General features: G+C 63.9%; 17 protein-coding genes and 1 pseudogene. 12 read left to right on the top strand and 6 right to left on the bottom strand.

Translation table 11 applies throughout. The features are described from left to right. Window positions 1-47: 47 nt before the first annotated feature. Window positions 48-1,049, bottom strand: coding sequence for a sugar ABC transporter substrate-binding protein (locus G5S42_RS09530; protein ID WP_176106520.1), 1,002 nt, complete (start codon window positions 1,047-1,049; stop codon window positions 48-50). Between the two features lie 125 nt (window positions 1,050-1,174). Beyond that, on the bottom strand, window positions 1,175-1,390 hold the full coding sequence (locus tag G5S42_RS43800; RefSeq protein WP_176120226.1) for a hypothetical protein: 216 nt from the start codon (window positions 1,388-1,390) through the stop codon (window positions 1,175-1,177). A gap of 108 nt (window positions 1,391-1,498) precedes the next feature. On the opposite strand from G5S42_RS43800, the gene G5S42_RS09525 reads away from it, so the two are divergent. Continuing rightward, on the top strand, window positions 1,499-2,707 hold the full coding sequence (locus G5S42_RS09525) for an MFS transporter (RefSeq protein ID WP_176106519.1): 1,209 nt from the start codon (window positions 1,499-1,501) through the stop codon (window positions 2,705-2,707). 61 nt (window positions 2,708-2,768) lie between these two features. On the opposite strand, the gene G5S42_RS09520 is transcribed toward G5S42_RS09525, so the two are convergent. Then, on the bottom strand, window positions 2,769-3,812 hold the full coding sequence (locus G5S42_RS09520; protein WP_176106518.1) for a LacI family DNA-binding transcriptional regulator: 1,044 nt from the start codon (window positions 3,810-3,812) through the stop codon (window positions 2,769-2,771). Window positions 3,813-4,004: 192 nt separating this feature from the next. Between G5S42_RS09520 and G5S42_RS09515 the strand changes: the two genes are divergently transcribed. The 11 genes and pseudogenes from G5S42_RS09515 to G5S42_RS09465 all read left to right on the top strand — a co-directional run. Next, the gene (locus G5S42_RS09515) at window positions 4,005-5,156 is read left to right on the top strand and encodes an ABC transporter ATP-binding protein (RefSeq protein ID WP_176106517.1); all 1,152 of its coding nucleotides are present in this window, start codon (window positions 4,005-4,007) and stop codon (window positions 5,154-5,156) included. A 20-nt stretch (window positions 5,157-5,176) separates the two neighbouring features. Next, complete coding sequence (locus G5S42_RS09510) at window positions 5,177-7,153, top strand: beta-galactosidase (protein WP_176106516.1); 1,977 nt, start codon at window positions 5,177-5,179, stop codon at window positions 7,151-7,153. Between the two features lie 88 nt (window positions 7,154-7,241). Then, window positions 7,242-8,495: an ABC transporter substrate-binding protein gene (locus tag G5S42_RS09505; protein ID WP_176106515.1), complete on the top strand. Its 1,254-nt coding sequence runs from the start codon at window positions 7,242-7,244 to the stop codon at window positions 8,493-8,495. Window positions 8,496-8,562: 67 nt separating this feature from the next. Then, window positions 8,563-9,537 carry a carbohydrate ABC transporter permease gene (locus tag G5S42_RS09500; protein ID WP_376776871.1) on the top strand — a complete coding sequence of 325 codons (975 nt, stop codon included), beginning with the start codon at window positions 8,563-8,565 and terminating at the stop codon, window positions 9,535-9,537. A 10-nt stretch (window positions 9,538-9,547) separates the two neighbouring features. Beyond that, on the top strand, window positions 9,548-10,399 hold the full coding sequence (locus G5S42_RS09495) for a carbohydrate ABC transporter permease (RefSeq protein WP_176106513.1): 852 nt from the start codon (window positions 9,548-9,550) through the stop codon (window positions 10,397-10,399). Between the two features lie 559 nt (window positions 10,400-10,958). Further along, complete coding sequence (locus G5S42_RS09490; RefSeq protein WP_176106512.1) at window positions 10,959-11,291, top strand: DUF2322 family protein; 333 nt, start codon at window positions 10,959-10,961, stop codon at window positions 11,289-11,291. A 245-nt stretch (window positions 11,292-11,536) separates the two neighbouring features. Then, entirely contained in the window at window positions 11,537-11,827 is a 291-nt protein-coding gene (locus tag G5S42_RS09485) for a hypothetical protein (protein WP_176106511.1), read from the top strand. Between the two features lie 58 nt (window positions 11,828-11,885). Further along, window positions 11,886-12,029, top strand: a complete 144-nt coding sequence (locus G5S42_RS09480; RefSeq protein WP_176106510.1) for a hypothetical protein — start codon at window positions 11,886-11,888, stop codon at window positions 12,027-12,029. A 97-nt stretch (window positions 12,030-12,126) separates the two neighbouring features. Continuing rightward, a complete protein-coding gene (locus G5S42_RS09475) occupies window positions 12,127-12,354 on the top strand; it encodes a hypothetical protein (protein ID WP_176106509.1) in 228 nt (75 codons plus the stop codon). A 42-nt stretch (window positions 12,355-12,396) separates the two neighbouring features. Then, window positions 12,397-12,606, top strand: coding sequence for a hypothetical protein (locus G5S42_RS09470; RefSeq protein WP_246391908.1), 210 nt, complete (start codon window positions 12,397-12,399; stop codon window positions 12,604-12,606). Window positions 12,607-13,320: 714 nt separating this feature from the next. Then, window positions 13,321-14,010, top strand: a pseudogene (locus G5S42_RS09465) (sterol desaturase family protein); the annotation flags it as partial. 183 nt (window positions 14,011-14,193) lie between these two features. On the opposite strand, the gene G5S42_RS09460 reads toward G5S42_RS09465, so the two are convergent. The 3 genes from G5S42_RS09460 to G5S42_RS09450 all read right to left on the bottom strand — a co-directional run bounded on the left by G5S42_RS09460 (window position 14,194) and on the right by G5S42_RS09450 (window position 17,737). Further along, window positions 14,194-15,339 (bottom strand): MFS transporter, encoded by a 1,146-nt coding sequence (locus G5S42_RS09460; RefSeq protein ID WP_176106508.1) that lies wholly within the window; start codon window positions 15,337-15,339, stop codon window positions 14,194-14,196. Beyond that, window positions 15,336-16,130, bottom strand: a complete 795-nt coding sequence (locus G5S42_RS09455; protein ID WP_176106507.1) for a DeoR/GlpR family DNA-binding transcription regulator — start codon at window positions 16,128-16,130, stop codon at window positions 15,336-15,338. Before G5S42_RS09455 ends, G5S42_RS09460 begins: the two co-directional genes overlap by 4 nt. A gap of 101 nt (window positions 16,131-16,231) precedes the next feature. Continuing rightward, a complete protein-coding gene (locus tag G5S42_RS09450) occupies window positions 16,232-17,737 on the bottom strand; it encodes a PepSY-associated TM helix domain-containing protein (RefSeq protein WP_176110454.1) in 1,506 nt (501 codons plus the stop codon). Between the last annotated feature and the right edge of the window lie 16 nt (window positions 17,738-17,753).

The following is a 17,753-nucleotide window of genomic DNA, read 5'->3' as shown; positions in this document are numbered from 1 at the left end:
AGATGGCGGCCCGCTACGACGCGCAACGGGCCGCTGTGCAATGCGCGTTACTTGCCCCAGCAGTTATCGAGGCCGAACTTCGTGTCCTTGCTATCGACGCCGGACATCGGTCTATCGGTGATCAGCGTGACGCCGGTGTCCTGATACCCGGAGACCTTCTTGCCGGTCTTCGCGTAATCGACGCCGGCGCTGACGCCGAGCGAGGCCATCTTCAGCGGATACTGCTGCGAGGTCGCCGCGATCGCGCCGGCCTTCACGTTGCGCACGCCTTCGCAGCCGCCGTCGATCGACACGATCATCACGCCCTTGTCCTTGCCCGCTGCCTTCAGCGCGCGATACGCGCCGGCCGCGGCCGGTTCGTTGATCGTGTAGACCACGTTGATATCGGGTGCCTTCTGCAGGCAGTTTTCCATCGCGGTCTGGCCTTTCGCCTGATCGCCGCGCGTGTCCTGGCTGCAGACGATCGACGCATCGCCCTCCTTGACACCGAAGCCTTCGAGGAAGCCGTTGTGACGCAGCACGCCGACCGACACGCCCGGTGCGAGATCGAGCGTGGCGATCTTCGCGGGTTTGCCGTTCAGCGCGGCCTTTGCATATTTGCCGATCAGCACGCCGGCCTTGAAGTTGTCGGTCGCGAAGAGGGCGTCGGTCGCGTCCTGCGGATCGGTCGGCGTATCGAGCGCGACGACCATCACGCCGGCCGCGCGCGCCTTCTTGATGCTCGGCACGATCGCCTTGGTGTCGCTCGGCGTGATCAGGATCGCTTTCGCGCCGGCCGTCATCATGTTTTCGATCGCGGTGACCTGGCTCGCGTTGTCGCCGTCGAACTTGCCGGCGGCCGTGATCAGTTTCGCGCCGTCTTTCGACGCGGTCGCGTCCGCGCCCTGGCGCATCTTGACGAAGAACGGGTTCGTATCGGTCTTCGTGATCAGGCCGATGACGGGCTGGTCGGCGGCCTGACTCGCGCTCGCGCACCACAGCGCCGCTGCCGCGGCACCCATCGACACGATTGTCCTGACGACAGGACGCCTGTGGGAATTCAGATTCATGAGACGCTCCTCCAGTTATTGGCAACGACGTGTGAGACTGCTGATAGATCGAAACTGCAAAGTTGCTGGGTCGACGTTCGGCGATGACGCTTCGATTCGACGTGGTCCGAAGGAAATCACCTAAATCACTTTGGTTGATTTAGTACAGCAGGCGCGCAGCCGATCGTCAAGGAAATGTGAGAGCGGAAATTTGCCGCGCGGCGCACCGCGTGCAGGCTGTAAGCCTTGCGTGGCAAGGCTTTGAAGGCGTGTTGCGGTGCGAAGCAGCGCTTTTGGGCTTCGGGAAAGTCCTGGATCGACTGAAAGCTATTTGAAGCCTGAGCGATGGCTTTTAAACACATTTCGCGGCACGTAACGCGCGTTTTCGGGGTTCGCTGAATCCGGAGGCGAGGTCGCGGCGGAACAGCACTTGCTCGCGTCGACAGGACGTGAACCTGTCGGAGAGACCCATGCCTTCGCATTGGTGGCCGCGACGACTCGGCTCCCGCGCATCGCTGAGCGCCGCCGCCCTCGTGATCGGCGTTCTGTACGCGGGCAGCACGATGGTCACGCCGCTTTATCCGCTCTATCAACGCCGGTTTGGCTTGTCCGAGCTGACGATCACGCTCGTGTACGCGACCTACGTGATCGGCAACCTCGGCGCGCTGTTTTTGTTCGGTCGCGTATCCGACCAGGCCGGCCGTCGATCGGTCACTCTGGTGGTGCTCGCAGCCGCGATCGCGAGCACGATGTGCTTTCTATTCGCCACGCATGCGACGTGGCTGTTCGTCGCCCGAGCGGCAAGCGGACTGGCGATCGGCGTCGGTGCCGCCACGGCGACCGCGTGGATCGCGGAATTGCACGCCGGCGCCGACAAGGCGCCCGCCAGCCGTCTTGCCGCGGCGGTCAATCTGGCCGGGCTCGGAGTGGGGCCGCTGCTGACCGGACTGCTCGCGCAGTTCGCGCCCTGGCCGTTGCACACGGTGTTCGTCGTTTATCTGTTGACGCTTCTGGTCACCGCGGCGTTGGCGGCGCTCGCATGCGAAACCGTGCAGGAGCGCGCCCGGACGTTTGCACAGGTGTCGTTCGCGCCACGCATCGGCGTACCCGCGCGATTGCGCGTGGCATTCGTCGTGCCTGCCGTCACCGCATTCGCGACCTTCGCGCTGCTCGGCTTTTTCGCGGCGCTGCTGCCCAATCTGATCGCGAACAGCATGCATCTGCACAGCCCCGCGCTGAGCGGGGCGCTCGTCGCCGAACTGTTCGCCGCGAGCACGATCACGGTGATGGTTACGTCGAAACTCGCCGCCCGCACCGCGATGTTCGCCGGTCTGTGGCTGTTGCCGCCGAGTCTGGCGTTGCTGCTGTGGGCGCAGGTCGCCGCGTCGATCGTGGTGCTGAGCGCGGCGACGGCGTTGTGTGGCATCGCAGCCGCGCTCGGGTTTCGCGGCAGCTTGCAGGAGGTCAACCGGATCGCGCCCGCGGACCAACGCGCCGAATTGCTATCGGCGTATCTGCTGTGCTGTTACACCGGCAACTCGTTGCCGGCGGTGGGCATAGCGCTGCTGTCGAGCCGGGTCGGGCATTTGTGGGCCAACGTCGCGTTCGCGGCGGTGTCCGCGGTATTGGCCTGCATTGCGTTGGCGGTCGGCGCGCGTGTGCCTCGTCACGCGAGTTGATGCGCGGCAAGCCGGCTGAGCGTCGGCGACTACACGTTGCGCCGTGGCTGCTACTGCCACATCAACGCGAGCGGGGCGCGGCCGTCGATGCGCGCACCACCAGTTTCGGCTCGGACGAAATCCGCATCGGCACGTGCGCTGGCACGTCCCCCACGGCGCGTCCAGCTTGCCCGTACGACGTCTCGATCAGCTCGCGCAGCAGTTCCACTGCAAGTCCCGCTACCTCGACCGTCGGTACCGCCACCGTCGTCAGCGCGGGACGTGACTCGCGCGCGAGCTGGATGTCGGTGATGCCGATCACAGACAGATCGTGCGGCACGCGCAGGCCGAGGTCCGCCGCCGCGTGCATCGCGCCGAGCGCGGGCAGGTCGTTGGTCGCGAAGATCGCGCTCAGCTGCGGATCGGCTTCGAGCAGCGCGCGCGTCGCAAGGTAGCCGCCGTGGATCGTGTCGAGCGCGTGCCGCACGCGATTCCTCGTCACGCCGGCCGCACGCAACGCGTCGACGAAACCCTCGTAGCGCGCCGCGTGAATGCCCGACGCCTTGCTGCCGACGATCGCACCACAGCGCCGATGCCCGAGTTCGAGCAGATGCTCGCCGGCCAGCTTGCCGGCCAGCCGGAAATCGACCGCGACGCACGGCAACCCGGGCGGCTCGCTGGGCCGCTCCCACATGCACAGCACGACTGGTGTGCCGCGCGCTTCGGTCTTGTGCAGATCGGCGAAATCCAGGTTCGCGTTGGTCACGAGCACACCTTCGGAAAGCGTGCCGGCGATCTGGTCGAGGTACGCGCGGCCACTCAGCGGATCCTCGTTCGTATTGCAGATGATCACGAAGTGGCCGCTCGCGCGCGCGGCGCGTTCGACCGCGAGCGCGAACTCCGGATAGAACGGATTCGCGATGCTCGACACCATCAGCGCAAGCGTCGGCGCGCGCCCTTCGGCGAGCGCGCGCGCGGCGAGATGCGGGCGATAGCCGAGCGCCGCGACCGCATCGAGCACGCGTTGCCGGGTCGTTTCGCCGACGCGGCCGCGATTGCGCAGCACATTGGACACGGTGGCCGGGGTAACGCCGGCATGACGCGCGACTTCGCTGAGTGTAGGCATGATAGGTCAGTATTTGGGATGGCTGTCCGGCATTTGCATCGCGGCGCGAGGCGCGGCAACATCTGCCCTCAACCAAGTACAAAACGATATCGGAGACAGACCCAACGATCGCCTTGCGGTCGATTTTTTCGGTCGCGGTGATTAAGCGCTTAATCTCCGACTTCGCGCCGATTAAATCACGGAGTCGATGCAATGGCGAGCATTTCGTTACGAGGCGTGCAGAAAGCATATGGCGACGGTGCGCCGGTGATTCGCAACGTCGATCTGGACATTGGCGAAAACGAGTTCTGCGTGTTTCTCGGCCCGTCGGGCTGCGGCAAATCCACGCTGCTGCGCATGATCGCCGGACTCGAAGACGTGACCGACGGCGACCTGTCGATCGGCGGGAAGATCGTCAACGACGTGCCGGCCGCGCAACGCGGCGTCGCAATGGTGTTCCAGAGCTATGCGCTGTTTCCGCACATGAGCGTGTTCGAGAACATGGCGTTCGGCCTGAAACTCGCGAAGACCCCGAAGGATGAAATCGAGCGCAAGGTGCGTGAAGCCGCGCGCATCCTGCAACTCGAGGCACTACTCGAGCGCAAGCCGAAGGCACTGTCGGGCGGGCAGCGGCAGCGCGTCGCGATCGGACGCGCAATTGTGCGCGAGCCCGGCGTGTTTCTGTTCGACGAACCGCTGTCCAATCTCGATGCAACCTTGCGCGGACAAACGCGCGTCGAGATCGCACGCCTGCATAAGCAGTTCGCGAAGGCGAGCGTGGTCTACGTGACGCACGATCAGATCGAAGCGATGACGCTCGCCGACAAGATCGTGCTGTTGCATTCGGGCAAGGACACCGAGCGCTACGGCAGCATCGCCCAGACCGGCGCGCCGCTCGAGTTGTATCACCGCCCGAAAAGCCGCTTCGTGGCCGGCTTTATCGGCTCGCCGCGAATGAATTTCCTGCCGGGCAAGGTGGCCTCGCTCGATGTGCAAGGCGTGCTCGTCACGCTCGATCACACCGGCGAGAACGTGCGCGTGCCGGTCAGCAGCGCGGGCTTGCAGCCAGCGCAGCCGGTCACGCTCGGCGTGCGTCCCGAGCATCTGGAGTTCGTCGATGCATCGGCCGCGTCGCAAGACGGCGTGCTCGCGCGCACCGTATCGCTCGTCGAGCAGCTTGGCGAGCACAGCTACGTGCACCTCGATCAACCCGGCGGGGCCGTGCTGATCGCGAAGGCGCCGGGCAACACGCGCCTCGCCCCAGGCGATCGCGCGAGCCTGCGGGTGCCGCGTACCGCCTGTCATCTGTTTACCGAGGACGGCTTCGCGGCCGCGTCGCTCGAATCCGTCGAACACTACGCTTGAAGAACATTGGGGACACAGGGATGCGTTTAGGAGTCTGTTATTACCCGGAGCACTGGCCCGAGTCGATGTGGGAAGACGACGCACGCCGGATGAAAGCGCTCGGCATCGAGCAGGTGCGAATTGCAGAATTCGCGTGGAGCCGCATCGAGCCGACGTCCGGCGAATACGATTGGGGCTGGCTCGATCGAGCCGTCGACGTGCTCGGCGCGGCTGGCCTGAAGGTCGTCATGTGTACGCCGACCGCGACACCGCCGAAGTGGCTGATCGATCGTCATCCGGACATCCTGCCGGTCGGCGCCGATGGACGCCCACGCGCGTTCGGCTCGCGGCGTCATTACGACTTCTCGTCGCCCGCGTATTTCGAGGCGTCGCGTCGTATTTGCACGGCGGTGGCCGAGCGCTACGGCAAGCATCCGGCGGTCGCTTTCTGGCAGACCGATAACGAATTCGGCTGTCATTACACGGTGGTCAGCTATTCGCCGGCCGCGCTCGCGCGCTTTCGCGAGTGGCTGAAGGCGCGTTATCGCACGATCCAGGCGTTGAACGAAGCATGGGGCACGGTGTTCTGGAGCATGGAGTATCGCGGCTTCGAAGAAATCGACGCGCCGGTCGGCACCGTGACCGAGGCGCATCCGTCGCATCGGCTCGACTACCGGCGCTTCGCATCCGACGAAGTGGCGCGCTACAACCGCATGCAGGTCGAGATCATTCGCGCGCATTCGCCGGGCCGGCCGGTCGCGCACAACTTCATGCAGCTTTTCACCGAGTTCGATCACTACAAGGTCGCGGCCGATCTCGACGTCGCGACGTGGGACAGCTATCCGCTCGGCGCGCTCGAAGAACAGTGGTTCGCGCCGGACATCAAGGCGCGCTGGTTGCGTACCGGTCATCCGGATTTCGCGTCGTTCAATCACGACGTGTATCGCGGCATGTCGAAGCTGCCGCTGTGGGTGATGGAGCAGCAGCCGGGACCGGTGAACTGGGCGCAATGGAACCCGGCGCCGCTGCCGGGCATGGTGCGGCTGTGGAGCTGGGAAGCGTTCGCGCACGGCGCGGGCTGCGTGTCGTATTTCCGCTGGCGTCAGGCGCCGTTCGCGCAGGAGCAAATGCATGCGGGGCTCAATACGCCCGATAACCGGCTCGACGTCGGCGGCAATGAAGCCTCGCAGGTGGCATCGGAAATTCACAAGGTGCTCGCGGCGACTGCCGATGCGAATGCGTCGATCCGCTCGAAAGTCGCGCTCGTCTACAACTACGAAGCGAAGTGGCTGTTCGAGATTCATCCGCAGGGCGCGGATTTTCACTATCCGCGCTTCGCGTTCGAGTACTACTCGGCTTTGCGCTCGCTGGGGCTCGACGTCGATGTCGTGCCGGTCGACGCATCGTTCGAGGGCTATAGCCTGATCGTGGTGCCGCCGCTGCCGGTCGTCCCCGACGATTTCGCCGAACGTCTCGCGCGCTCGGGCGCGCAAGTCGTGCTCGGCCCGCGCACCGGATCGAAGACGCGCGACCTGCGGATTCCGGCGAATCTGCCGCCTGGCGCATTGACGTCGGTATTGCCGCTGCGGGTCTGGCGCGTCGAATCGATGCGGCCGAACGTGACGGAAGCGGTGGTGCTCGAACAGAAGGGCGGTGCGGCCGATGGTGTCGCTCGTCACTGGCGCGATTTCATTGACACAGATGCGTCATCGGCGCTCGAAGTGCGCGCGCGTTTCGCGGACGGTCATCCCGCGTACGTGCGAAGCGGGGCATTCCACTACTTCGCGAGCCTGTTCGACGACGCGCTGACGGTGCATCTGTTCGCCCAGATCGCACAGGAAGCGGGCCTCGAAACGCAGGCGCTCGGCGACAGCGTGCGCATCAGCCGACGCGGCGCGCTGACCTATGTGTTCAACTATGGCGATCAAGCCCGCACGCTCGACCACATTCCCGACGACGCTTTCGTGATAGGTTCACGCGAGTTGGCGCCGCAAGGTGTAGCGATCTACCGCTCGTAATAGAAGTCCAGTCGTAGCAACTCCACGCAGTCATTCGAAACAGAAGCGACAACGTCGCAAAAACCTTGGCATAAAGGAGACAGTCAGGATGAAACTGAAACCACGCAAGATTCTGTTGGCGCTCGCGCTGGCCGCGGTTGCCGCGGGGACCTCCGTCGTCAGCACCGCACAGGCGGGCACACTCGCGCTGAACATCGCGTACAAGGGCGCGAGCCAGCGCGCGGTGTGGCAGCAGGTGGTCGACGAGTTCAAGAAGGCGCATCCCGATGTCGACGTGAAGGTGTCGTTCATCGACGAGGAGGCCTACAAGGTTCAGTTGCCGGGTTGGCTTTCGACTGTCGCACCCGATATCGTCAACTGGCACGACGGCGAACGGATGGCCTATTACGCGCAGCGTGGTCTGTTCGATGATCTGAGTGGCGACTGGCAGAAGAACGGCTGGAACGGCATGTATGCGTCGACGAAGGAAGCGTCGTCGTACAAGGGCAAGCAGTATGCCGCGCCGACCGTGTACTACTCGTGGGGGATGTTCTATCGCAAGGATCTGTTCGAGAAGGCCGGCATCAAGGGCGAGCCGAAAACGTGGGACGAGTTTCTCGACGCCGCGAAAAAGCTGAAAGCCGCCGGCATTACGCCGATCGCAGTAGCGGGCCGCGATGCGTGGACGCTGGCCGGCTGGTTCGATTACCTCGATCTGCGTCTGAACGGCAACGCGTTCCATCAGAAGCTGATGGCCGGCGAGATTCCGTACACCGATCCGCGTGTGAAGAAGGTCTATACGACGTGGAAGCAACTGATCGACGACGGCTACTTCATCAATAACTCGCTGTCCTACGATCTCGACGCGGTGCAGCCGTTCCTGTTCCAGGGCAAGGCCGGCATGATGCTGATGGGCACGTTCATTGCGGCTGGTTTCCCGGATAACGTGAAGCCGCAAATGGGCTACTTCCAGTTCCCGATCATCGACTCCAAGGTGCCGACCGCCGAGGATGGGCCGGTCGAATCGCTGCATATTCCGTCGAAGGCGAAGAACAAGACCGATGCGCACACGTTCCTTGCTTTTGTCGCGACGCCCGAGATCGGCGAACAACTCGCAAAGGGGCTCGGCTCGTTGTCGGCGAATAGCAAATCGCCGGAGCCTGAAGAACCGATTTCGAAGATCGGCTTCCAGATCCTGTCGAATACGAAGGGCGGTATCGCGCAGTTCTACGATCGCGACATGACGAAGGAAATGGCCGACGAAGGGATGAAGGGGATGCAGCAGTTCGTCTCCGATCCGTCGAAACTCGACGACATCCTCGCGCAGCTCGAGCAGACGCGTCAGCGTATCTACAAGAAGTGAGCGGCGGCGGCCGCAAGGCCGCTGTCCGACGCATTGCGTTGTATCAGATCGGATCGGGAGATTGATCGTGTCGCATTCCGTCAGCCGTCATAGCGTCGACGGTCCTGTTGAATCCGGTGGGCCGACCTTGCCGGCGCCGGGCGGTGCGCTGGGCGGCGCACCCGTCGCGTCGCGCCGGCGCGGCCCGACGCCGACCGCGCGGCGGCAGCGGCGCGCCGCGTTCCTGTTTCTCGCGCCGGCCTGCTTCATGGTGGCCGTGTACGTGGTGTGGCCGATTCTCTCGACGATCCGCCTGAGCTTCTTCAACTGGGACGGGATGACCGAGCCGACCTTCATCGGTCTCGCGAACTATATCGAGCTGGTCCATACGCCGACGTTCTACACGGCACTGAGAAACAACCTGATCTGGCTCGTACTGTTCCTGCTCGCCCCGCCGATGGGCCTCGCCGTCGCGCTGTATCTGAACCAGGCGGTGGCGGGCATCCGGATCGTCAAGTCGCTGTTTTTCGCGCCGTTCGTGTTGTCGGGCGTGGTGGTCGGACTGATCTTTTCGTGGTTCTACGATCCGACCTTCGGCCTGCTCGCGATGATGCTCGGCCGCGGCGTGCCGGTGCTCGGCGATCCGCGCTATGCGACCTTCGGCATCGTGTTCGCGGCACTGTGGCCGCAAACCGCGTATTGCATGATTCTTTATCTGACCGGCTTGACCACGTTGAACGCCGAGCAGATCGAAGCCGCGCGAATGGAAGGCGCGCAGGGCTGGTCGATGCTGTGGCACGTGATCCTGCCGCAGTTGCGGCCCACGACGTTCATGGCGATCGTCGTGACGATCATCGGTGCGCTGCGCAGCTTCGATCTGATTTCGGTGATGACGGGCGGCGGTCCGTTCGAAAGCTCGACAGTGCTTGCCTATTTCATGTACGACCAGGCAATCAAGTATTACCGCATCGGCTATTCGGCGGCGATCGCGGTGGTGCTGTTCGGCATCATGCTCGTGTACATCGTCTATCACCTGCGGCGGATGCTGCGCGCCGAGCAATAAGGAGCCGCTGATGTTTCCGATTCCGATCGACAAATGGAAGCCGGCCACGCGCCGTGCATACAAACTGACGTTGCCGATTGCACTCCTGATCTGGCTGCTGCCGATGATCGCGGTGCTGATTACGTCCGTGCGTTCGACCGAAGAACTGAGCGAGGGCAACTACTGGGGATGGCCGAAGCACTTCGCGATGTTCGACAACTATCGCGAGGCGTTGACGACGTCGCCGATGCTGCATTACTTCTGGAACAGCGTGCTGATCACGGTGCCTTCGGTAGTGGGCTCGATCGCACTCGCGGCGATGGCGGGCTTCGCATTGGCGATCTATCGCTTTCGTGGCAATTCGACGTTGTTCGCGACGTTCGTCGCGGGCAACTTCGTGCCGATCCAGGTGTTGATGATTCCGGTGCGCGATCTGTCGTTGCAACTCGGGCTGTTCAATACCGTGAGCGCGCTGATTCTGTTTCATGTGTCGTTCCAAACCGGCTTTTGCGCGCTGTTTCTGCGCAACTTCATCAAGCAGCTGCCGTTCGAACTGGTCGAGGCGGCGCGCATCGAAGGGGCGAACGAATGGACCGTGTTCTTCAGGATCGTGCTGCCGCTGATTCGACCCGCGCTGGCGGCATTGGCGATCCTCGTGTTCACGTTCGTGTGGAACGACTATTTCTGGGCCCTGTGTCTGACGCAAGGCGATGACGCAGCGCCGATCACGGTCGGCGTGGCCGCGCTGAAAGGGCAGTGGACGACCGCGTGGAATCTCGTTTCGGCGGGATCGATTCTGGCGGCGCTGCCATCGGTGATGATGTTCTTCGCGATGCAGAAGCATTTTGTCGCGGGACTGACGTTTGGCGCGACGAAGGGGTGAAGATGTTGGCGCGTGGCGATGCTGCGCAGAGAAGGGTTGCCCGCGCAAGCGGGCTTTTTTTCGTGCTCGATTGCTGCCCGCCCGCTGGCTTATCCATCAACGCTTTTCAGCTGACGCCTGGTTGAGCCGCCGCATAACGGTATTCAACGCTGCGCGCGCACTATCGAGGGGGGGCTTGCCTTCGCTCGCCTGGCTCGCGAGGTCGGCAGCCCGAGCCATCCACGGATGAGCAAACGCGACGACGCTCGCGCCTGCCGCATACGCATCTTTTGTCGCCGATGCGATCGCCGCTAAGCATGCGCGCATCTCACTGCTGCGAAACAGTGTCCAAATTTGCGGCACGTGAACGATTTCCACTGACGCGGAACGTTCTACCGCATGTTGCGTGAAGAGTTTCCGATTGGGTATTGCTGCTACCCGTATTCTGGTTTGTCGAGGTCATCGCCCGTGCGAAACATTCGCTGGGAAAACCAGGTCGCGGCCGCAGATTCACCCGCTCGCCACCCATCGGATAAGATACGGCCCGCCATGCATTTTTAGAACGGAAGGAGTGGTTTCAATGATCGAACCGAGCAACGTCTTCAAGGAAAATCTCGCCAGAATGCCGGCAATCGACGGCATCGCACGCATCGATCTGATCAACGGCAGAGGTGCCGTGGTCGCTAGCATCGAGAACAAACCGGGCAAGCAGGGCTCGCTCGCGGTGTACAACTACCTGCGCGGCGCGTTCGGCACGCTCGACGCGAAGGCGGCCGAACACGGCCTCGCGCTGTTCGCCGAGCATACGGCCGACGCGCGCAACCGTCCGGGCGCCCATCCGAACGTCGATCACCTGCTGGCGATTGCCGCCGGCGGCGAGGCATTGCGCATCGACGTGGTTCCGGCAGCTTAAGGCCGCTCGAGTCTTTTCCGCTTCCACAAGCTAGACGTTTTCTACCGCTGCCGCAAATTCCGACGCCCCGGCGACGGGATTGGCGGCCCGCCAGCGCTGATTGCCCGGTAAAAACCCTTGTTTTTCTCGAAGCCCCCAGATTAGCTTCGGATTCGGCTTCTGTTCGGCGAATTGAAACGCCGGGGGGCGGCGCACACTGAGTTCGTCCCGTCGCGTATATCGCGCTTTTCCGTCAGGAGCCCCGGATGTCTTCCCGTCACAACAAACCCCGCCGGTTCGACGCCGACCTGCCTGAACTCACCACCTCGGAATGGGATCAGCCGACGCCGGGTCCTGACGACCTCGCAATGCGCGAACTGCAACGCGGTTCCGAAGCCATCCTGCGTCTCGCCACGCAGGCACACGCGGCGGTCGCCCGAAGCGACGAAGCGGGTGCGCAAGCCGCGCGCCAATCGCTCGAAACGCAGCTGACGTTCACCACCGCCCTGATCGATGAGCTGCTGTTCGGTGCGCCCGAGCGCTCCACGCTGCATTGACGGCGAACGCGGCAGCAACACAGTACTAACCCGCAGTCCCGAAGTTCCGGAAGCTGACATGAGCGCTTTGACCGTCTTTCTTTGCATCTGGGCCATGGTCGCGTTTTGCGCGGTCCTGTTCATCCGCGGCGCGAGTCCGCGCGTCGAGCGTGAGGTACAACAGCCGCGCGCCCGTCCGTCGCGCTATTCGATCGCCGAGTAACGCGTACGTCCGACGACGCGGAATCAACGGGGTAACATGAAGAGCGCCGGCGCCACTGCCGGCCGGCACCGACGATGTTCCCCCCGGAGGTTCTCGTATGGACACACATTCGATTCTCGGCATGCTGCATGCCGAAGAGGCTTTGCTGGTCTCCATCGTGCGGTCGCTGCCTGACGACATCAAGCGCAAAATCGCCAACGATTTTCACGAGCAGGCGGAACTCGCCGAAAGCTCGCATCTGAATCCCACCACTAACCGCGAAACGAGCGACGCATTCAAGGCCCATGTCCGGCGTCTGTCGAACATGCTTGCTTCGTTGTCTTGACCCGGCCGCGATCTGTCGCGCGATCTGAAAGCTGGCGACCGCGTGAGCGCCGTCTTCGACACCAGTAGCGGCAACGGCAAAGACGCAGCGCGCGAACCGCTCGCGGTGCGCATCGTACGAGGCTCGACCGCGCACGACGTGTTCCTTCACAAGAATCCGCAAGGTGAACCGCTCTACTACTCGAAAGACGGCGTCAGCACGGGGCCCGCGTTCGAGCGACCTGCCGCAGAAGAAGGCGCTTGCCGCCGATGAATTGCGGCAGTTCGAGTTGCGGGTCGCGCAATTGACCGCGCTGCTGTAAGCCATTTGTCGTCTCAACTTTGCGACACGCCGGTCCGCCTGACCCAGGTACTCTTTCGTCGCATCGCGCTCCGGCGATCCTGGCCGATACGTGTCGCAAACCTTGACCTGTCAATCCGCGTTCGGGTATTCCCGCGCGCGTCGAACGACGTGTGCGCACCAGCACGAACTCGTCGGAACATTCGCGCGGCGTTTCATTTCCGATGCATTGCGAGCGATCAGGCCCGCTTCGAAGTGCATCGGTACACATCCGTCCATACGTGGCAACGCTTTGTCCCAGCATGGCATAGCCGTTGCAATAATTCCGGCACAAGAACTACACATGTTGCAGCCGGAATTTCACGCAGTGAATAAATGCCGACGGCAGCAAACGTCTTCGCGATTCGCGCTCGGGGAGCTTGGCGCAACATGCGAAGTACGGCGGGGCCACCACCAAACGGATGTCGACAAACAACGACGACGCAAGCGGACGATACGGCTGTATTTAACGTCCGCTCGCGATCGTGACGGCGTGAAGCGATGACCCCGCCATTTTTTCCGTGCTTGCGGGTGCAGCCAAATGCGCGGCGGCCCGAGCGAAAGGGCGCTTGCGCGCGGACCAGCGGACTGCGAAGATCATGCTAACGCTCCTCTACACGGGATGCAGCCGCTGCATCAGGGAATGCCATGTTAGCGTCGAGCCCGTTTCCGGCATTGCTGCACCACGCGAGCCTGTGGCTGCAAGGCTATGCGCTCGTGCTGGTCATGATGGGACTCGGCGCGTTGCTCGAGCGCCGCTGGCCGGCCGCATTGCTGCAATCGCGCGCGGGGCAGCGTCTGAACATGGCGTACGCGGGCCTGTATCTGGCGTTGGTTGAAGCCACGAAGCCGCTGACCGCGGCCGCCAGCGTCGCGATCGTGAATGCACTCGGCGGCGGCATGGTGGTGCTGGTGTCGCACGGGTGGGGCGCGCTCGCTTCGTTCGTGATCGTACTGTTGACGATCGATTGCCTCGAATACGCGTTTCATCGCTTGCAGCACACGTGGCCCATCTTGTGGAAGCTGCATTCGCTGCACCATAGCGCGGTGGATTTCAACGTGACGATCACGTTGCGGCATCACTGGATCGAAGTGCTCATCAAGGGCTGCCTGCTTTATCCGCTCGTCGGCGTACTGTTCAAGGTCGAGCCGTGGATCGTCGGTGCGACGTCGATCGTGTTCATGTTCGGCAACTACTTCGCGCATCTAAATTTGCGCGTGGACCTCGGCCGCTACGTCACGTGGGTCAACAATCCGCAGTATCACCGTTTGCATCACTCGATTCGCGCCGAGCATCTCAATCACAACTTCACGCAGCTATTGCCGATGTGGGATCACGTGTTCGGCACGCGCTGGGTGCCCGCGAAACACGAGTGGCCCGCCACCGGTCTCGACGATGGCACGCAGCCGAGCTCACTTCTCGGCGCGTTCAGCTGGCCATTGGGTCAGCATGCGGGACGCGATGCGTTACCCGTTCGCAAGCCGCTTGCCGTGCTCGACAAGAAAGCGAAATAGCACTGGCTAAGCGGGTTGCGCGCCGCGCACCGCCTTGCCGCCCAGCAGCGACACGATCAGCGTGGCCATCACCAGCACACCCAAGGCCGCGCGCAAGCCGAGCACGCCGGCGCCGAAACCGATCAGCGGCGGCCCGACCAGAAAGCCCGCATAGCCGAACGTGGCCGCCATCGACACGCCGATCGCCGGCGTCGCGCTCGAACGGCCCGCCGCGCTGAAAATCACCGGAACGATATTCGCGAGACCGATGCCGACCATCGCGAAGCCGACACAGGCGGTCAGCACCGTCGGCAGGCTGAGCACCAGCGCGAGTCCGGCGAACGCGATCAGACCGCCGAGCGCGACGACCTTGCTCGAGCCGAAGCGTCGCACCGACGCATCGCCTGCGATCCGGCACGCCGCCATCGAAAACGCGAACGCGGAGTAGCCGATCGCGGCAATGCTCGCTTCCTGGTTCAACGCGGAGCGCAGGTACACCGCGCTCCAGTCGGCCACCGCGCCTTCCACGAGCATGCACATGAACGCGAGCAGCGCCAGTTTCATCACGGCGCTGTCGGGCCATGCGAAGCCGCTCGACGCGGCGGCCGCGCGGGGACCGATATCGCGCAACGCAAACCATGCAGCGAAAATGATCAGGGCCGCGATGAACAGATCGGGGACGAGCAGCCCGCCCAGGACGCCGACGCCGCCTTTCTGCAGCATCGCGCCGCTCGCCGCGCCAAGCAGGCCGCCCGCGCTCCACGCGGCATGAAACGACGACATGATCGGCGCCCGCCAGCGTGTTTCGATCGCGCTCGCATGTCCGTTCATCGACACGTCGAGCGCGCCATTCGACGCGCCGAGCGCAAACAGCACCACGCACAACGTCAGCATGCCGGGCGCGACCGCGGGCAACGGCAGCGCGATCGCGAATGCCGCGCCAAGCAGCGCGGTGGCGCGGCCGCTGCCGACGCGCGGCGCGAGCTGTCCCGCGAGCGGCATCGCAACGATGGCGCCGAGTGCGAAGCAGAACAGCGCGATGCCGAGCGAGGTGTCGCTGAGCGCGAGGCTTTCCTTGATGCGCGGCACCTCGACCGCCCATGCGCCGATGCCGAAACCGTTGGCGAGAAAGACGGCGAGCGTCGCGATGCGTTCCCTGACGAGTAAGTTCATGGGCGTGCCACCATCACGTTATCGCAGACGGCCTTGAGGCTCGCGATACGCGCGCCCGGTACGTCCGCTTCGACGAACAGATAATCGACCGACGAAGCCGGCGCTACCGCGAACGGCGCCGCCGTGATCAGCTTTTCCGAGGTCAGCGCGATGGCGATCTGGCCGCTCGCTTTGACCATCGCGCGTTTCAGTTCTGCATCTTCAGCGTGGAATGCGGCGACGCCTTCGTCGGGATCGAAGGCGCAGGCGCCGAGAAAACAGAGATCCGCGCGGATCTGCTGGATCTGCAGCAGCGCGGTCGCGCCGAGCGAGCCCGCCGCGCCCCCGGCGATGCGGCCGCCGATCAGTATCACGTCGATCCCCGGTCGGTTCAGCAGCCGCGCGCACGCGTCGGGCGAATTGGTGACGACGGTCAGGCTGGCGTTGTCGGGCAGCGCCGCCGCGATCGCGACGTTCGTCGAACCCGCGTCGAGCAGCACGATCTGCTTCGGACGAACGATCGACACGGCCGCCGCGGCAAGGCGTGCCTTGCGATCGACGGCCTCGTGCATGCGCAGCGCCGCGGGTTTGTCTGCTGGCGACATCAGCAGCGCACCGCCATACACCCGCTTGCAGTGGCCTTGATCCGCGAGATCGCGCAGATGGCGACGCACCGTGTGCTCAGAGATCTGCAGCTCGGCGGCAAGCTCGGCCGCGAGCACGCGACCATGCGTGCGCAATCGCTCCAGAATCAGCGCTTCGCGCTGCTCGGGTAGTAGCCCGTTGATCGCTTCTTCCCGGGTTCGCTGCATGGGTCTCGTCTCCGTTTCGGTGCAAACCGATCATAAACGAGCAAAATGTATCGTAAACGCTCGTTAAGCGCAAGCGCAGCCTGACGCGGCTTGCCCTGGCATCAGGCGACTTCGTTCAATTCCGGTCGCGAGTCACGGCCGAAAACCAGCCGATCGAGCAGCCACACCGCGACGAGCGTCGCGCCCATCAGCGGGAACACGACGCCGAGCAGCACGAGGCCGGCTTTCCAGCCACGCATCGGCGGCGCGGCGCGCTCGCGCGACGGCGCGCCGAGCGAGCGTTGCGGCCGGCGTTTCCACCACATCGCGAAGCCGGTCACAGCGAGCGCGGCAAGGCCGAGCGAAATGGCCGCGCACAGTATCTGATTCGCGATGCCGAAGTAGCGCCCCATATGCAGCGACGTGCCGTACGACACGGCCTTCGCGATCGCCCCGTAATCGCCGTAGCGAATGTCCTTCAGGATCGCGCCGCTGTATTGGTCGACGTACAGCGTGCGTTCGTCTCGCGGATTCGCGGGGAACCAGGAAAGCGTGTAGACGCCGGTTGCGGAATTCGGCAGCACGATGCTGTAGCCGTCCGAGATGCCGAGCGACGCGGCGAGCGCAACGATATGACCGAGCGACAGAGGCTGTGCCGCGTCGCTGTTCGAGGAAGAGGGCACGCTGGAGTTGCCCGCGGCCCACGGCGTCAGCGGCAACGGCAGATCGTCCATCACCATACTGGGCATCGAGTCCATGTCGGCATGCGTGGCATGCGCGCTCGTGCCGCTCGCGTGGTCGGCCTGTTCTGATTGCGCTCCTGGCACGATGGAGCGCAATGGCAAACCGCCCCACGCGCCCGGCGGCGCGCCAAGCTTCGTCGCGGTCGCAAACACCTTGAACTGCTTGCCCCATGAGCCGGTCCACGGCAGACCGGTCAATACGAACGCCAGCGCGCCCAGCGCGAACCAGATGCCGATCACCGCGTGAAGACTTTTCCATAGCGGACGTCCTTTCAGCGCGAGGCGCGGCAGCAGCACAGCGCGCGCGGTCGTTTTGCCGCGCGGCCACCATAGCGCGATGCCGGTGCCGATCATCACGAGCGTCCAGCATGCGGCCAGTTCCATCAGCAGCTCGCCGAGCTTGCCGAGCAGCAGCTTGCGATGAATCATGCGATCCACCTGCATCAAGCGACGCTCGACGCTCAGCGTGCCCAGCACATCGCCGTTGTACGGATTCAGATAGACGCTCTGCTGCGTACCGTCCGCGAGCCGAAACACGAATTCGGCGCTGCGTTGCGGATCGCGTGTGATCACGGCGGTCGTCGCGACCGAGCCGGGCGGCATCTCCGCGCGCGCTCGCGCGAGCAGCACGCTGTCGGGCAGTCTCGGCACCGCTTGCGGTGCGACGACCATCTGCTGCCGATACAGCAGCGGCTCGATCTGCGGCTGGAAGCAATACAGTGTGCCGGTGATGGCGAGCACGAGCAGAAACGGCATCACGAAGAGGCCCGCATAAAAATGCCAGCGCCACAGTGTTCTATAGCCTGGATGTGCGGGGCCGCTGGCGGCGGCAGCGGCCGTACTGTTCTGCGCACGTACGGGTTCGGCGGTTGGAGTCGTGGATATGAAATCCTCGTCGGGC

The organism is Paraburkholderia youngii (assembly GCF_013366925.1).
Classification (GTDB): domain Bacteria; phylum Pseudomonadota; class Gammaproteobacteria; order Burkholderiales; family Burkholderiaceae; genus Paraburkholderia; species Paraburkholderia youngii.
This window is presented reverse-complemented; position numbering and strand designations above follow the sequence as displayed.

What these genes read in the sequence shown, in the direction of transcription:
- G5S42_RS43800 (WP_176120226.1), bottom strand. Translation starts at nt 1,390, where the DNA reads ATGTGTTTAAAAGCCATCGCTCAGGCTTCAAATAGCTTTCAGTCGATC.
- G5S42_RS09460 (WP_176106508.1), bottom strand. Translation starts at nt 15,339, where the DNA reads ATGAACTTACTCGTCAGGGAACGCATCGCGACGCTCGCCGTCTTTCTC.
- G5S42_RS09505 (WP_176106515.1), top strand. Translation starts at nt 7,242, where the DNA reads ATGAAACTGAAACCACGCAAGATTCTGTTGGCGCTCGCGCTGGCCGCG.
- G5S42_RS09495 (WP_176106513.1), top strand. Translation starts at nt 9,548, where the DNA reads ATGTTTCCGATTCCGATCGACAAATGGAAGCCGGCCACGCGCCGTGCA.
- G5S42_RS09480 (WP_176106510.1), top strand. Translation starts at nt 11,886, where the DNA reads ATGAGCGCTTTGACCGTCTTTCTTTGCATCTGGGCCATGGTCGCGTTT.
- G5S42_RS09485 (WP_176106511.1), top strand. Translation starts at nt 11,537, where the DNA reads ATGTCTTCCCGTCACAACAAACCCCGCCGGTTCGACGCCGACCTGCCT.
- G5S42_RS09530 (WP_176106520.1), bottom strand. Translation starts at nt 1,049, where the DNA reads ATGAATCTGAATTCCCACAGGCGTCCTGTCGTCAGGACAATCGTGTCG.
- G5S42_RS09475 (WP_176106509.1), top strand. Translation starts at nt 12,127, where the DNA reads ATGGACACACATTCGATTCTCGGCATGCTGCATGCCGAAGAGGCTTTG.
- G5S42_RS09510 (WP_176106516.1), top strand. Translation starts at nt 5,177, where the DNA reads ATGCGTTTAGGAGTCTGTTATTACCCGGAGCACTGGCCCGAGTCGATG.
- G5S42_RS09525 (WP_176106519.1), top strand. Translation starts at nt 1,499, where the DNA reads ATGCCTTCGCATTGGTGGCCGCGACGACTCGGCTCCCGCGCATCGCTG.
- G5S42_RS09520 (WP_176106518.1), bottom strand. Translation starts at nt 3,812, where the DNA reads ATGCCTACACTCAGCGAAGTCGCGCGTCATGCCGGCGTTACCCCGGCC.
- G5S42_RS09490 (WP_176106512.1), top strand. Translation starts at nt 10,959, where the DNA reads ATGATCGAACCGAGCAACGTCTTCAAGGAAAATCTCGCCAGAATGCCG.
- G5S42_RS09515 (WP_176106517.1), top strand. Translation starts at nt 4,005, where the DNA reads ATGGCGAGCATTTCGTTACGAGGCGTGCAGAAAGCATATGGCGACGGT.
- G5S42_RS09455 (WP_176106507.1), bottom strand. Translation starts at nt 16,130, where the DNA reads ATGCAGCGAACCCGGGAAGAAGCGATCAACGGGCTACTACCCGAGCAG.